13 protein-coding genes, 1 pseudogene and 1 riboswitch are annotated in these 13508 nt (G+C 69.1%); of the genes and pseudogenes, 7 read left to right on the top strand and 7 right to left on the bottom strand.

The window, feature by feature from the left end; translation table 11 throughout:
* Positions 1-19: 19 nt before the first annotated feature.
* Positions 20-1402: a VWA domain-containing protein gene (locus ACH4LD_RS21560; protein ID WP_398054873.1), complete on the bottom strand. Its 1383-nt coding sequence runs from the start codon at positions 1400-1402 to the stop codon at positions 20-22.
* 90 nt (positions 1403-1492) lie between these two features.
* Complete coding sequence (gene thiC / locus ACH4LD_RS21555) at positions 1493-3295, bottom strand: phosphomethylpyrimidine synthase ThiC (RefSeq protein ID WP_398054872.1); 1803 nt, start codon at positions 3293-3295, stop codon at positions 1493-1495.
* Positions 3288-3465, bottom strand: a riboswitch (TPP riboswitch). (Overlaps the previous gene by 8 nt.)
* 81 nt (positions 3466-3546) lie before the next feature.
* Here thiC and ACH4LD_RS21550 point away from each other — a divergent pair.
* Positions 3547-5016 carry a YibE/F family protein gene (locus ACH4LD_RS21550; RefSeq protein ID WP_398054982.1) on the top strand — a complete coding sequence of 490 codons (1470 nt, stop codon included), beginning with the start codon at positions 3547-3549 and terminating at the stop codon, positions 5014-5016.
* A 235-nt stretch (positions 5017-5251) separates the two neighbouring features.
* Here the strand turns inward: ACH4LD_RS21550 and ACH4LD_RS21545 are convergent, their stop codons facing one another.
* From ACH4LD_RS21545 to ACH4LD_RS21530, 4 genes are all read right to left on the bottom strand, one after another.
* Complete coding sequence (locus tag ACH4LD_RS21545; RefSeq protein WP_103813611.1) at positions 5252-5689, bottom strand: SsgA family sporulation/cell division regulator; 438 nt, start codon at positions 5687-5689, stop codon at positions 5252-5254.
* A 99-nt stretch (positions 5690-5788) separates the two neighbouring features.
* Positions 5789-6502, bottom strand: coding sequence for an IclR family transcriptional regulator (locus ACH4LD_RS21540; RefSeq protein ID WP_398054981.1), 714 nt, complete (start codon positions 6500-6502; stop codon positions 5789-5791).
* 436 nt (positions 6503-6938) lie between these two features.
* Positions 6939-7151, bottom strand: a complete 213-nt coding sequence (locus ACH4LD_RS21535) for a DUF5326 family protein (protein WP_030640080.1) — start codon at positions 7149-7151, stop codon at positions 6939-6941.
* A 133-nt stretch (positions 7152-7284) separates the two neighbouring features.
* Positions 7285-7602, bottom strand: coding sequence for a cupin domain-containing protein (locus ACH4LD_RS21530; RefSeq protein ID WP_398054980.1), 318 nt, complete (start codon positions 7600-7602; stop codon positions 7285-7287).
* A gap of 103 nt (positions 7603-7705) precedes the next feature.
* Here ACH4LD_RS21530 and ACH4LD_RS21525 point away from each other — a divergent pair, with 103 nt between their 5' ends.
* The 6 genes and pseudogenes from ACH4LD_RS21525 to ACH4LD_RS21500 all read left to right on the top strand — a co-directional run bounded on the left by ACH4LD_RS21525 (position 7706) and on the right by ACH4LD_RS21500 (position 12510).
* Positions 7706-8083, top strand: a complete 378-nt coding sequence (locus ACH4LD_RS21525; protein WP_132784906.1) for a phage holin family protein — start codon at positions 7706-7708, stop codon at positions 8081-8083.
* A 4-nt stretch (positions 8084-8087) separates the two neighbouring features.
* Positions 8088-8579 (top strand): low molecular weight protein-tyrosine-phosphatase, encoded by a 492-nt coding sequence (locus ACH4LD_RS21520; protein ID WP_132784905.1) that lies wholly within the window; start codon positions 8088-8090, stop codon positions 8577-8579.
* Positions 8576-9724, top strand: a complete 1149-nt coding sequence (locus ACH4LD_RS21515) for a cystathionine gamma-lyase (protein WP_398054871.1) — start codon at positions 8576-8578, stop codon at positions 9722-9724. Before ACH4LD_RS21520 ends, ACH4LD_RS21515 begins: the two co-directional genes overlap by 4 nt.
* 214 nt (positions 9725-9938) lie before the next feature.
* Positions 9939-10844 (top strand): LysR family transcriptional regulator, encoded by a 906-nt coding sequence (locus ACH4LD_RS21510; protein ID WP_398054870.1) that lies wholly within the window; start codon positions 9939-9941, stop codon positions 10842-10844.
* A gap of 86 nt (positions 10845-10930) precedes the next feature.
* Complete coding sequence (locus ACH4LD_RS21505) at positions 10931-11413, top strand: NUDIX domain-containing protein (RefSeq protein ID WP_103813605.1); 483 nt, start codon at positions 10931-10933, stop codon at positions 11411-11413.
* A gap of 84 nt (positions 11414-11497) precedes the next feature.
* Positions 11498-12510: pseudogene (locus tag ACH4LD_RS21500) on the top strand (IS701 family transposase).
* 237 nt (positions 12511-12747) lie between these two features.
* On the opposite strand, the gene ACH4LD_RS21495 reads toward ACH4LD_RS21500, so the two are convergent.
* The gene (locus ACH4LD_RS21495; RefSeq protein ID WP_398054869.1) at positions 12748-13380 is read right to left on the bottom strand and encodes an HAD family hydrolase; all 633 of its coding nucleotides are present in this window, start codon (positions 13378-13380) and stop codon (positions 12748-12750) included.
* Positions 13381-13508 lie beyond the last annotated feature (128 nt).

Genomic DNA, 13508 nt, shown 5'->3' with positions numbered 1-13508 from the left:
TAGGCTCAACAGGTTCGATTCAGAGGATGCCGGCTTGACCGGCGGCGGTCAGCCAAGCTGGGAACTCGGACAGGAGTCGGTCGTACAGTTCCGGGTCGGAGACCTTACTGATGTCGTCAACGGCGAAGAAGCCGACGTTGTCGACCCGTCGGCCCGGTATCGTGCTGAAGCGCTCCAGCACACCGTAGTTGGCCCGTCCCATCCCCACGAACTGCCAGAAGATCGGTTCCTCGACGGCTTCACGAAGCTCCCGCTCAATCTCCGCGTTGCGATAGACGCCTCCGTCGGAGAAGAACAGCACGAGCGTGGGGACGGTGGCTGGGTGAACGCGAACGAACTGACGAACTTGAGCGATGGCTTTCTGTTCCTCGTTCTGGATACCGACCGTCCGCATGTCCACCTGACCGGCTTGCAGTCCCTTCCTGGGTTTCCTGCTCCGGCGGAAGAGGCTCAGCTCACCTACCCGGACGTGGAGCCGGAGCCATTCGGGGAGGTCCCCCAGGTGTAGATCGGGCAGTCGGGCGGCGTGCGAGGCGAACGTCCAGGCCTGCATCTCACCGTCGTCGTCCAACTGCGCCGCGACCGCGGCCATGCGTTCCACCACGTCGGCCACGACGCCCTTCGAGTACAGGAAGGACATGGAACCGGAAGCATCGAGTACCAGGACGACTCGCGCCGTGACACCGGCGGCACCGTGCTTCTCCAGGCTGACCGCCACCTGCTCCTTGCGCAGGGACAGCCTCTTGCGCATGTCCACGGGGAGCTGTTCCTCGCCCTTGCTGAGGCGCGAGGCGACTGTCGGCGCGGACGGGGCAGGCGGTTCCGGCGCAGGCGCCGGCGGCAGACGGGGTACGACCGTGGCCGGGGGGTCGTCATCAACGGTGATCCCGAAGTCGGTGGCGAGCCCGGCAAGCCCGGAAGCGTATCCCTGCCCGACCGCACGGAACTTCCACCGGCCGCCCCGCAGATAGAGCTCGCCGCCGATGAACGCCGTCTCCGTCGTGGCCTCCATGTCGAATCGGGCCAGTTCCTCCTGCGTGCCTGCATCGAGCAGTCTCAGCGTCATTCCCGATATCTGCCCGAACGTCCCGTCATCGGTGGACGCACACAGCACAACCCTTTCGACTTCCGGTTCCACCGCACGCAGGTCCACCTCGACCGTGTCCGTCGTGACACCAGAACCCCGCTGCTTCCCCACGTGCCTTACGGAGCCTGACGCATGCTGCGGCTGGTTGTAGAAGACGAAGTCACCGTCGCTGCGAACCCGTCCGGCACCGGTGAGCAGCAGCGCCGAGGCATCGACGTCCGGCGCTCCGGGTGTCTCGGACCAAGCAAGCTCAGCGCGCACTGCCCGAGAACCGATCGGAAGGTTGGCGCCCTTGCTCATCGATCTCGCTGTCATGCGGCAAGTCTGGAGCCGGCATGGTTGAGACACCACCTCCACGTCGCAGGGAGCGATGATCCGGCCGCCGAACCACCGCTCCCCGCTCTGTCAGTCGGTCAACGGCAGGTACACCCGGTTGCCGCCGGCGGCGAACTCCTTCGACTTCTGGAGCATCCCCTCGGCGATCTCCTCAGGTGACGCCCCCTCAGCCGCCGCACCACCGAACCGCTGTGTGATGCTCTGGCTGATCTTCATGCTGCAGAACTTCGGGCCGCACATGGAGCAGAAGTGCGCCGTCTTGGCGGGCTCGGCCGGCAGGGTCTCGTCGTGGAACTCCCGTGCCGTGTCCGGGTCCAGCGCGAGGTTGAACTGGTCCTCCCACCGGAACTCGAAGCGGGCGTCGGACAGTGCGTCGTCCCACTCCTGAGCCCCGGGATGCCCCTTGGCGAGGTCCGCCGCGTGTGCGGCGATCTTGTAGGTGATGACGCCGGTCTTGACGTCGTCCCGGTTGGGCAGGCCGAGGTGCTCCTTGGGCGTGACGTAGCAGAGCATCGCCGTGCCCCACCAGGCGATCATCGCGGCACCGATGCCGGAGGTGATGTGGTCGTACGCGGGCGCGACGTCCGTGGTCAGCGGGCCGAGCGTATAGAACGGGGCTTCATCGCAGATCTCCTGCTGAAGGTCGATGTTCTCCTTGATCTTGTGCATCGGGACGTGGCCCGGGCCCTCGATCATGGTCTGTACGTGGAAACGCTTGGCGATCCGGTTGAGTTCCCCGAGCGTCCTCAGCTCCGCGAACTGCGCCTCGTCGTTGGCGTCCGCGATGGACCCCGGCCGCAGGCCGTCACCCAGCGAGTAGGTGACGTCGTAGGCGGCGAGGATCTCGCACAGCTCCTCGAAGTTCTCGTACAGGAACGATTCCTTGTGGTGCGCCAGACACCACGCGGCCATGATCGAGCCGCCGCGCGAGACGATGCCGGTCTTGCGGTTGGCGGTGAGCGGGACGTACGGCAGCCGGACGCCGGCGTGGACCGTCATGTAGTCCACGCCCTGCTCGGCCTGTTCGATGACGGTGTCCTTGTAGATCTCCCAGGTCAGTTCCTCGGCCCTGCCGTCGACCTTCTCCAGGGCCTGGTAGAGCGGCACGGTGCCGATGGGGACGGGGGAGTTGCGCAGGACCCACTCGCGGGTGGTGTGGATGTTGCGGCCGGTGGACAGGTCCATGACCGTGTCGGCACCCCACCGGGTCGCCCAGGTCATCTTCTCGACCTCCTCCTCGATGGAGGACGTCACCGCGGAGTTGCCGATGTTGGCGTTCACCTTCACCAGGAACCGCTTGCCGATGATCATCGGCTCGATCTCCGGGTGGTTGACGTTGGCCGGCAGCACGGCCCGGCCCGCCGCGATCTCCTCGCGGACCACCTCGGGAGAAACGTTCTCCCGGAGGGCCACGAACTCCATCTCCGGCGTGATCTCGCCGCGGCGGGCGTACGCGAGCTGTGTCACCGCCTGGCCGCTACGGCCCCGCCGCGGCTGGCGCGGGCGTCCGGGGAAGACCGCGTCCAGGTTCCGCAGCCCGCCGCGCGGCGAGGTGTGCTTGATCCCGTCGTCCTCGGGACGGACCGGACGGCCCGCGTACTCCTCGGTGTCGCCACGGGCGATGATCCAGTTCTCCCGCAGCGGCGGCAGGCCACGGCGGACGTCTGTGTCGACGAGTGGATCGGTGTACGGGCCTGACGTGTCGTACAGCGTGACCGACTGCCCGTTGGTGAGATGCACCTGACGGACCGGCACGCGCAGATCGGGGCGCGAGCCCTCGACATACGCCTTGTGCCAGCCGATGGACTTCCCGGCCTCCGGGGACTTCTCGTCCTGGACGGAGGCAGGCGTGCGTGCGTCCTTGTTGGCCATGAGACCTACTCCCTACGCCGGCATTACCCGGTAACAGGTTCGGCGGTCGACGCAGCGGTTTCCGTCTGTCGACGTCTCTTGTGGAACACCCCTTGTTCCACGTGAAACATCGCGTATACGGAGGTCAGCGCCCTCTCAGCCCGGTGCTCCGAGCTCCCGCGTGTGCAAAGGTGCCTCCACGCTAGCGTCATGTGTGGCGCGGTGAACAGTGGGCCCCCGCCCGTTCTTGCAATGATCGGGCGGTGACCAGGATGGAGCAGTACCCCTACCAGCCGCCCGAGCCGCCCCGCCAAGACGGCCCGGAAGAAAGCGACGGACACGGCCACGGTCCACGCGGCCACGGTCACCCGCACGGCGGCAGCCACGCGCACGGCGACAGCCACTCGTACGGCGACACCCCATCGCACGGCCACAGCCACTCGCACGGTCACAGCCACAACCACGGCCCGGCTGCCCCCGTCTCCCAGCACCTGCGCAAGGTCATCGCGGCGATCCTGGTCCCCTTCACCGCGGCGGTCCTGGTCGGCCTCGTGGTGCTCTGGCCCGGGCATGCCCCCTCCCACAAGCGCACCGGCGTCGGCTTCGACCGGCAGACCCAGCAGGCCACGGTCACCCGGGTCGTCGAGGTCAGCTGCACGTCGGTGAACGCGGCCGGCGGCACTCCGGCCGGCGACGCCTCCACCGCCGAGGGCACGTCGGCGGAGGCGGGGCCCAACGGAACCTGCAAGAAGGCCACCATCCGGGTCGACACCGGCAAGGACGAGGGCCGTACCTTCACCGAGATCGTGCAGCCGGACCAGTCGCGGCAACTGCACCAGGGCGAGAAGGTCGTGGTCGCCTACGAGCCCTCGGCCCCCAAGGACCTGCAGTACTCGGTGACCGATGTGAACCGCAAGTTCCCCATGGCACTGCTCGCGGGGATCTTCGCGGTGGCCGTCGTGGTGGTGGGCCGGCTGCGCGGGGTCATGGCGCTGGTCGCACTGGCCGTGAGTTTCCTCGTGCTGACGCTGTTCATCCTGCCGGCGATCCTGGAGGGGGCGAACCCGCTGCTGGTCGCCGTGGTGGGGTCGAGCGCCATCATGCTGATCGCCCTGTACATGTGCCACGGTCTGTCGGCGCGTACGTCGGTGGCCGTGCTCGGCACGCTCATCTCGCTCTGCCTGATCGGCGTGCTCGGCTCACTGTTCATCGGCTGGGCGGCGCTGACCGGCAACACGGACGACAACACCGGCCTGATCCACGGCCTGTATCCGTCGATCGACATGAGCGGTCTGCTGCTGGCAGGCGTCATCATCGGTTCGCTCGGCGTCCTGGACGACGTGACGGTGACGCAGACCTCGGCCGTCTGGGAGCTGCACGAGGCCAACCCGTCGATGGGCTGGCGGGGGCTGTACCGGGCGGGCATCCGGATCGGCCGCGACCACATCGCGTCCGTGGTCAACACCCTCGTGCTCGCCTACGCCGGTGCCGCACTGCCGCTGCTGCTGCTGTTCTCGATCGCGCAGAGCAGCGTCGGCACCGTGGCCAACAGCGAGCTGGTGGCCGAGGAGATCGTGCGCACGCTGGTGGGCTCGATCGGTCTGGTCGCCTCGGTCCCGGTCACCACCGCGCTGGCCGCGCTCGTCGTGTCGGCCGACCGGACCGGGCCCGGGGCCACGGCGCTCGCCGGGGCGCAGCCCGCACCGGCACGCGGTGGCCGGGGCCGACGCCGGAAGCGATGACGTAGGGAGGGCTGACGCCGGGAGCGGTCAGCAGCGAGGAGGGCGGAGCGCTCACCCGGCGCCGGCCGTGGCCGTCGTCGAAATCCGGGGGGAGGCCCTTCCGGCGCCGGGAGGAGGCACCGGAGGGGTGAGCACCGCGGCGGGGTGGCCCCGCTGGAACGTGCCCGCCGCAGAAGCGTTCCTGCACAGTCCCGCGCGGGCACGGCGGATCGCCCGTCACCCTTGCCGCAACGCTTCAGCCGGCGCTCTGTTCCTCGGCCAGGATGCGGTCCAGGGCCTCGTCGAGATGAGCGTCGAAATCGGCGAGTGCACCCTCCTGACCGAGCGGAACGAGTTTGTCCGTACGGTCGAGGAAGGCCACGAGCGGTGGCGCCGACGAGCGGAACAGGGCCTGGTCGCCGCCGACCTGGAGCCGGATCAGCACCTCACCCAGCACCTCGGAATCGACGGGGGCGATGTGCACGTCGCCCTCCCCGCACGGGCGGCCGACCCCGTCGATCAGCAGTTCCCGCCCGAAGGCCCAGGTGACCGGAGCATCACCGGGGAGATGGAAGGTGAGGCGTACGGCATACGGATCACAGGTCTCGTAGCGCAACTCCACCGGGATGCGGAAGGAGAGCTCCTCCGACACGAGAAAGCTCATCATGACTTCTGCCTGTACGGACTCGCGCATTGCCTATCCCGTCATATGACATCGACTGGCCGGGATTGATCCCTCTGACCGTGGTCAAATCTTGCTGAAAGTACACGAGAGATCACAAGGAGTGAGTTTTCAGATACTGATAGAGAGAGTGAGCGATCCGAGATGTCGACCGATCTCGGCCTGCAGCCGCTGTGCGGCGGGCATGAGCCGGTCGGCCTGGTGGACGGGCAGCGAGATGGCCATGGTGGCCGCGGTGGTGCCGACCGTGATCGGGACCGCCGCGCAGACGGTGCCGACCGCGTACTCCTGGCGCTCCACCACCGGTTCCATGCGCCGCATCCGGACCAGCCGCCGCAGCAGAGCGTCGTTGTCCCGCACCGTGTATGGCGTGATGGGCCGCACCGGATACCGGGCGAGGTGGTCGCGTCGCGCCTCCTCGTCCAGCTGGGAGAGCAGGCACTGCCCGATCGCGTGCGCATGGCCGGTCTCACGGAAGTCCGCCCACTCCTCCACCGCGGGCGCCTGACGGGAGGCGGAGACGCACATGACCTCGATCTCACCGTCCCGGTACATCGCGTAGTACACCGGCACTCCGATGGAATCGCGCCAGTGCGCGAGCGTGTCCGCCACCGTGCTGCGACGTTTCTGCTGCGCTCCACTGCGGCCCAGTCGCTCCGCCGCGTCACCGAGGAAGAACAGCCCCTTCTCGCGGCGCAGATAGCCCTCGTGGACCAGGGTGCGCAGCAGGTGGTACGCCGTGGGCAGCGCGAGGCCGGTCTCACGGGCGAGTTGTTTGGCGGGGGCGCCGTACGCGTGCGTGGCGACGGTCTCCAGCAGACGCATGGCGCGCTGTACGGACCCGATGAGCGTGGCGGTGGGCGTGGGGGCGGCCACTGGTCCCGGTCGGCCGGCGGAGGGCGGTGCACCGGAGCGGTCCCCGGCACGCGGGGGCCCGGGGATGTCCCCTGCCTGGGGCTGGCCCGGCACGGCCAGGGGCAGCGGTCGCTGGACGGGGGCCGCGCAGGAGCGCGGTGGGGCGGGGGGTGCGTGGGGTTCTGCCGGTGCGGTGTCAACCGTGGCCAAGAGTCACTCCCGGAGCGCGAGGGGCAGCCCGTGCGAGGAAGAGCACGGAGGGGGGTCTGCGCCGCCCACGGGGCCGGACCCCGTGGGGAGTTCCGGACTTTAACCGCCCGCCACCGCTCGCCGGCGGCTCCCGGGGGAAACTTCCCTCCCCCGAGGGAACCGGCCCTCCGTCACGGGTGACCGGCTCCCGGGCACCTCACCAGTCGCTGCGCGACGAGGAGTTCCCCATGAACTTGCGGACGATGTAGATCAGTCCGCCGACCAGGGCGACGAAGACCAGCGCCTTGAAGAGCAGGCCGATCACGAACCCGACCACCGTCGCTATCAGGCCGCCGAACACGACCAGGGCGATGACCGGCACCGCGACCCACTTCACCCACCACGGCAGCCCCGCGAAGATCTCTCGCATCGCCCTCGTCCTTTGCGTTCTCGTGCGTTGTCGATGTTCCGCACTCGATGCTAGGGCCGCGGAGAGCCCTCGCGGGGGCCTCGCATCCCTTGTCCTCCCCTGACCCGTCCCCTAGGGAACCCGGGCTTCGGGGTCACGCCTCGGGCGGAGAGAACACGACGAGCACCCTGAGGTCCTCGCTGATGTGGTGGAACTTGTGGGCGACCCCGGCGGGCACGTACACGACGCTGCCCCGCGCCACCTGGGTCGTCTCCAGACCGACGGTGATCGACGCCCGGCCGCTGACCACGAAGTACACCTCGTCCTGCCCGTGCGGCTTCTGCGGGTCGTGCTCGCCCGCGTCGAGGGCGTACAGGCCGACCGACATGTTCCGCTCGCGCAGGAACTGCAGGTAGGCGCCTTCGTTGGCGGCGCGTTCCGCCTCCAGATCGTCCAGCCGGAATGCCTTCATCGCCGCTGCCGCCCTCGCCTCACTGCTCGCTGTCCGCTGCCCGCCGTCGCACCGCTCGCCGTCCGTCCGGCCAGGGTCCGCCCGGTCTGCCACGATCAGACACATGAAGAATTTCGTAGTCAAGACGATCGCCAACGCGGGCGCTCTGGCGGTCGCGGTATGGCTGCTCGACAAGATCACCCTGACGGGTGACAACACCGCCAAGAAGGCCGGCACGCTGATCGTCGTCGCGTTGATCTTCGGCCTGGTGAACTGGTTGGTCAAGCCGATCGTGCAGGTGCTCACCTTCCCGCTGTTCATCCTGACCCTGGGCCTGATCACCCTGGTCGTGAACGCGCTGATGCTGCTGCTGACCTCCTGGGTGTGTGGCAAGCTCGACCTGAGTTTCCATGTGGAGGGCTTCTGGACGGCCGTCCTCGGCGGTCTGATCGTCTCCGTGGTCTCCTGGGCGCTGCACGTCGTCCTGCCCGACGAGGACTGAGCGCATGACCTACCGCGTCTGTTTCGTGTGCACCGGCAACATCTGCCGCTCCCCGATGGCCGAGTCCGTCTTCCGCGCGCGCGTGGCGGAGGCCGGGCTGGAGGACCTGGTGGCGGTCGACAGCGCCGGCACCGGCGGCTGGCACGAGGGTGAGCCCGCCGACCCGCGTACCGTCTCGGTCCTGGAGGAACACGGCTACGACAGCGAGCACGTCGCTCGCCAGTTCCTGCCGTCGTGGTTCGCCCGCCTCGACCTGGTGATAGCCCTGGACACCGGGCATCTCAAGGCCCTGCGCCGCCTCGCGCCCACCGAGGAGGACGCGCGCAAGATACGCCTGCTGCGCTCCTACGACCCCGCCGCCGGTGACGACCTCGACGTGCCGGACCCGTACTACGGGGGCCGGGACGGCTTCGAGGAGTGCCTTGAGATGGTGGAGGGGGCGAGCACCGGTCTGCTCGCCGCCGTACGGGACGAACTGGAAGGACGGGCCGCATGAGCGACGCCACGAAGAACGAGGGCCGCGTCGGCGACGGCACGCGGGCGGTACGGGCGGGACTGCCGAAGCCTGCCAAGAACGAGCCGACCCTGCCCGGACCGGTGTTCGCGGCCCACTTCCACCTGCCCGGCGAGGTCTCGGGACCGTATGCGTACGGCCGTGACGACAACCCGACCTGGACGCTGCTGGAGCGGGCCGTCAGCGAGCTGGAGGCGCCCGGACGGGAGGACGCCCAGACGCTGGTCTTCGCCTCCGGCATGGCGGCGATCTCCGCCGTGCTGTTCTCGCAGCTGCGCGCCGGGGACGCGGTCGTGCTGCCGTCCGACGGCTACCAGGTACTGCCGTTGGTCGGCGCCCAGCTGGAGGCGTACGGCGTCGAGGTACGCACCGCGCCGACCGGCGGGGACGCCCAGCTGGAGGTGCTCGACGGGGCACGGCTGCTGTGGATCGAGTCGCCGTCCAACCCCGGACTCGATGTCTGCGACATCCGGCGCCTGGCCGAGGCGGCCCACGCGCGTGGCGCCCTGGTGGCCGTCGACAACACCCTCGCCACCCCGCTCGGCCAGCGCCCGCTGGAACTGGGCGCCGACTTCTCCGTGGCCAGCGGTACCAAGCAGCTCACCGGCCATGGTGATGTCCTGCTGGGTTACGTCACCGGCCGCGACACCGAGGCGATGGCCGCCGTGCGCCGCTGGCGCAAGATCGTCGGCGCGATCTCCGGCCCCATGGAGGCGTGGCTAGCGCACCGGTCCATCGCCACGCTCCAGCTGCGCGTCGATCGGCAGAACGCCACCGCCCTCGCCGTCGCGGAGGCGCTGCGGCAGCGGCCCGAGGTCTCCGGCCTGCGCTACCCGGGTCTGCCCGACGACCCCTCGCACAAGATCGCCGCGCAGCAGATGCGCCGCTACGGCTCCGTCGTCTCCTTCACCCTGCCCACGCGCACGCGTGCCGAGCGTTTTCTGGCTGCCCTGCGGCTGGTGGAGGACGCGACGAGTTTCGGTGGGGTGCGGTCCACGGCCGAACGCCGCCGCCGCTGGGGCGGGGACGCCGTCTCGGAGGGCTTCATCCGCATGTCCGTCGGCGCGGAGGACCCCGAGGACCTGGTGGCAGACGTGCTGCGCGCCCTGGACGAGTCCGCCGAGTAGCGTCCGCGTCTCTCCCGCCGCTGTCATCAGGGCGGTCCGAGCCTCCCCCCTCGTGGCTCGGACCGCCTGCGGCTTTCCTGGGAAAGACCGTGCGAACCAGGCTAGTTGACTCTGGGTCAGTGTCCAATCACGCTAACGACAGAGACCTATCGACTTATTTATAGTTGGTGCCTGCCTGGGGGCCGGAGGAGGCAGCGACAGGAGAGGGCGTGCCATGGATCTGGCCTTGCTGCGGACCTTCGTCACCGTGCACAGAGCCGGCTCCTTCACCCGCGCCGCCGCTCTGCTGGGCCTCTCCCAGCCTGCCGTCACCTCGCAGATTCGCACGCTGGAGCGGCAGCTCGGCAGACCGCTGTTCCTCCGCCAGGCGCGCGGAGTGACCCCGACGACCGTCGGCGACGAACTCGCGCACAGGGCCGCACCGCATCTCGACGCCTTGGTGGAGATAGCGGAGAGCGGCCTGGACGACGACTCCTCGTCACGGACGCTGCACCTGGCCGGGCCCCCGGAGTTCACCGCCGAGCGCGCTCTGCCGGCGCTCAGCGAACCGACCGGCGACGACGGCCGGAGCTTCACGCTACGGGCCTCCTTCGGGACGACCGAGGAGGTGCTGGAGGGGCTGGCCTGCGGCCTTCATGATCTGGCCATCAGCACGGCGTGGCCGCGCGGGGCGCTGCTCACCGCCACTCCGCTCTGCGACGAGGAGCATGTGCTGGTCGCCGCCCCCCGCTGGGCGGAGCGGATCGGCTCGGACGCCCTGCGACTGAAGGGCGCCCCGGCCCTGGAGGACCTGCCCCTCGTCGAGGTCCACGAGTCGCTGCCGTTCGCCTCGCGCTACTGGGCCTCCGTCTTCGACTCCCGCCCGGCCGCCACAGGCGCGGTCATCGTCCCGGATCTGCGGGCCGTACTCTCCTGCGTCGTCGCCGGGGCCGGACTGGCGGTGCTGCCCCGCTACCTGTGTGCCCCGGCGTTGGAGGACGGCGCGCTCGTCACCCTGCACGATCCGGTGGTCCCGCCGCTGCGTACGTACTTCCTGGTGGTGCGGACCGGCACGCTCGCCATGCCCCATATCGCCCGGGCCTATGAGGGGCTCCAGCGCGCCGCCACGGCTTGGGGCTGACGCCGCCCGAAGGGGTGCACGCACTGCGGTCATGTCGTGGCACTTTGCGATGTTTCACGTGGAACCAGCCGGGCCACATTTCTCCCATGACCGTCCGACCCGTGGTCAAGCGCACCGCCCGTGCCGTTCTTCTGGACGGTGACGACCTGATCCTGATCAAGCGCACCAAGCCTGGTGTCGATCCCTACTGGGTCACCCCCGGTGGCGGAGTCGAACCCGGGGACTCGACCGTCGTGGACGCCCTCCACCGCGAGGTGGAGGAGGAACTCGGCGCCAAGATCACCGACGTGGTGCCGTGTTTCGTGGACACGGTGGAGCACATCGGTGAGGACGGCGGCGCTACCGGGGTGAAGGTGCAGCACTTCTTCGTCTGCCGGCTGGAGTCCATGGACCCCTCCCTGCGCCACGGCCCCGAAGTGGACGAGCCGACCGGTGAGTACGAGATCGTCCGCATCCCGTTCACCCGCGTCGGTATCGCGTCCGTCCACCTCGTCCCGCTGTCCCTGCGCCACTACCTGGACGGGAACATCGAAGGGGTACGGGCCATGCACGCCCCTGACCTCGGCTAGTAGTGCTTCGTTACGTCGGGTGATCTTGGCTGGTGGTGGGCATCGTCTCCGGTATGAGGCTGGGGGAGGTGGAACGGCTCCGGGGTGAGTTCGGAGTTCGTTGCCGATGTGTTCGCGTCGCTGCCACGGCGGGATCAGCGGCGGTGGGGCGCTTGTTATCTGCGGGGGCTGATGCTGGACGGCAGGCGGAAGTCGATCCAGCCGATGGCCGAGCGGCTGCCGGACGGGAACATGCAGGCCCTGCAGCAGTTCGTGAACCAGTGGCCGTGGGATTGGCTGCCGGTGCGGCGGCGGATCGCCGAGCGGTTGTGCGAGGCGGTCGGCCCCGAGGTGTGGGTCGTCGATGATGTGTCGTTTCCCAAGTGCGGCACCGCCTCGGTCGGGGTGGCCCGGCAGTACTGGCTCTGGGGCTGCTGGACCGGCTGGCCTCGCAGGGCCTGAAGGTGCCCGTGATCGTGGCCGATGCCGGCTACGGACGCAGCGTCTCCTTCCGGCTCGCGCTGGAAGAGCGCGGCTGGTCCTATGTCATGGCCGTCGACCCGAAGGAGGTCGCACGGCCTGCCGGCGCCAAGCCGTATCAGCCGGCCTACGGCGGCCAGGGGCCGCCGACCCTGGCCCGATACCGCGAGGCGCCCCGTCCGCTGCCGGGCCTGCTGGAGGGGGCTGTGTTCGAACAGGTCACCTGGCGGCAGGGCAGCAAAGGCACGATGACCTCCTACTTCGCCGCGATCCAGGTACGGCCCTCGGGCAAGGAAGCCTGCCGCACCGCCCAGGAACAGGCAGGCGGACGCAGCCGCTGGGACGGCGTGCTGCCCGTGAGGACGCTGCTGGTCGAACAGCCCGAAGAAGCCGACGGGCCGACCGGCTACTGGATGAGCAACCTGCCCGCCACCACCCCGGTCGCCGACCTGGTGCGGTGGGCGAAGATGCGCTGGCGGATCGAGCACGACTACCGCGAACTCAAACGCGGCCTGGGCCTGGACCACTTCGAAGGCCGCACCTGGCGCGGCTGGCACCACCACGTCACCCTCGTCACCGCCGCCCAGGCCTTCCTCACCCTGCGACGGCTCGACCCAAAAGCCCAGACGCCGGCCTGACCCTCTACCAGGTCCTGGACACCCTCCAGGACCTGCTGAGGTGCTGGACCGGCACCTGCACCACCTGCGGCCGACCCCTCACCACCAGCAGAACCAGACCCAGAACCTAACGAAGCACTACTAGGCCGTTTCTTTCGGATCACCTGGCCGACCAGATGCAGATGGCGGCGGGGTGGTCGGGGCGTCCATGGTGTGCCCTTGCCCCGGACAACGAGGCTGAGCTGCGACACCGGTCCATTACCGGGCCGGTCCGACCAATTCATAGGCGTCCCACAGATCCTGTCCCATGTACGAGTGGGTCGCCAGTCCGGCCAGGTGCGCATCGGCGTTGACCGCCACGGAAACCGGTACGGCAGCGAACAACTCCTTGTCCGACGACGAGTCGCCGTACGCCACACAGTCGGCTCGTGCCACCCCGAACTCCGCGCAGAGCCGGTTCGCAATGGTCACCTTGGCCGCTGCGCTGAGCGCCCCGGAGGGGTCGACGGGCTCGGTGAACGGCACGGCCGGGAAGCGCGACCCGTGCGCCGCGTGGGCACCCCAGTCGAGGAGGCGTTCCACGAAGAAGGAGGGCGAGAGAGACACCACCGCGCAGTACTCGCCCGCGCTTCTGATCGCTGCCCAGACCTCGCGGATCCGGGCCAGCCAGGGAGCCGCCTCGAACGCGGCCCGCACATGCTCCTCGGTCAGGTCCGCCCACAGGTCGTACACCTCGGCCGCGTACCGGGGCGGACCGATCCGGCCCTCTGCGATCGCACGGTCCAGTGCCACCGTCTCTGCTTCCAGGCCCAACTGGCGTGAAATTTCCACTGGAGCGGTGGTTCCGTGCAGCAAGGTGCCGTCGAGATCGAAGAGATGAAGTCTCGCCATGGCCCGAGGCTAGTGGGCTGCCGATGTTTCACGTGAAACACGCAGAGCTGTCCATGGGCTGTGCACGGGGCCACGAGATGGCCAAAAGCACGTACGTCACCATCGAAACGGGTGGACGGCAGGGGTGC

Origin of the sequence: Streptomyces sp. NPDC017676 (assembly GCF_044329325.1) — a bacterium.
Taxonomy (GTDB): domain Bacteria; phylum Actinomycetota; class Actinomycetes; order Streptomycetales; family Streptomycetaceae; genus Streptomyces.
This window is presented reverse-complemented; position numbering and strand designations above follow the sequence as displayed.

What these genes read in the sequence shown, in the direction of transcription:
- ACH4LD_RS21535 (WP_030640080.1), bottom strand. Translation starts at nt 7,151, where the DNA reads ATGCGAGAGATCTTCGCGGGGCTGCCGTGGTGGGTGAAGTGGGTCGCG.
- ACH4LD_RS21520 (WP_132784905.1), top strand. Translation starts at nt 8,088, where the DNA reads ATGACCTACCGCGTCTGTTTCGTGTGCACCGGCAACATCTGCCGCTCC.
- thiC (WP_398054872.1), bottom strand. Translation starts at nt 3,295, where the DNA reads ATGGCCAACAAGGACGCACGCACGCCTGCCTCCGTCCAGGACGAGAAG.
- ACH4LD_RS21510 (WP_398054870.1), top strand. Translation starts at nt 9,939, where the DNA reads ATGGATCTGGCCTTGCTGCGGACCTTCGTCACCGTGCACAGAGCCGGC.
- ACH4LD_RS21560 (WP_398054873.1), bottom strand. Translation starts at nt 1,402, where the DNA reads ATGACAGCGAGATCGATGAGCAAGGGCGCCAACCTTCCGATCGGTTCT.
- ACH4LD_RS21530 (WP_398054980.1), bottom strand. Translation starts at nt 7,602, where the DNA reads ATGAAGGCATTCCGGCTGGACGATCTGGAGGCGGAACGCGCCGCCAAC.
- ACH4LD_RS21515 (WP_398054871.1), top strand. Translation starts at nt 8,576, where the DNA reads ATGAGCGACGCCACGAAGAACGAGGGCCGCGTCGGCGACGGCACGCGG.
- ACH4LD_RS21540 (WP_398054981.1), bottom strand. Translation starts at nt 6,502, where the DNA reads ATGCGTCTGCTGGAGACCGTCGCCACGCACGCGTACGGCGCCCCCGCC.
- ACH4LD_RS21550 (WP_398054982.1), top strand. Translation starts at nt 3,547, where the DNA reads ATGGAGCAGTACCCCTACCAGCCGCCCGAGCCGCCCCGCCAAGACGGC.
- ACH4LD_RS21545 (WP_103813611.1), bottom strand. Translation starts at nt 5,689, where the DNA reads ATGCGCGAGTCCGTACAGGCAGAAGTCATGATGAGCTTTCTCGTGTCG.
- ACH4LD_RS21495 (WP_398054869.1), bottom strand. Translation starts at nt 13,380, where the DNA reads ATGGCGAGACTTCATCTCTTCGATCTCGACGGCACCTTGCTGCACGGA.
- ACH4LD_RS21525 (WP_132784906.1), top strand. Translation starts at nt 7,706, where the DNA reads ATGAAGAATTTCGTAGTCAAGACGATCGCCAACGCGGGCGCTCTGGCG.
- ACH4LD_RS21505 (WP_103813605.1), top strand. Translation starts at nt 10,931, where the DNA reads ATGACCGTCCGACCCGTGGTCAAGCGCACCGCCCGTGCCGTTCTTCTG.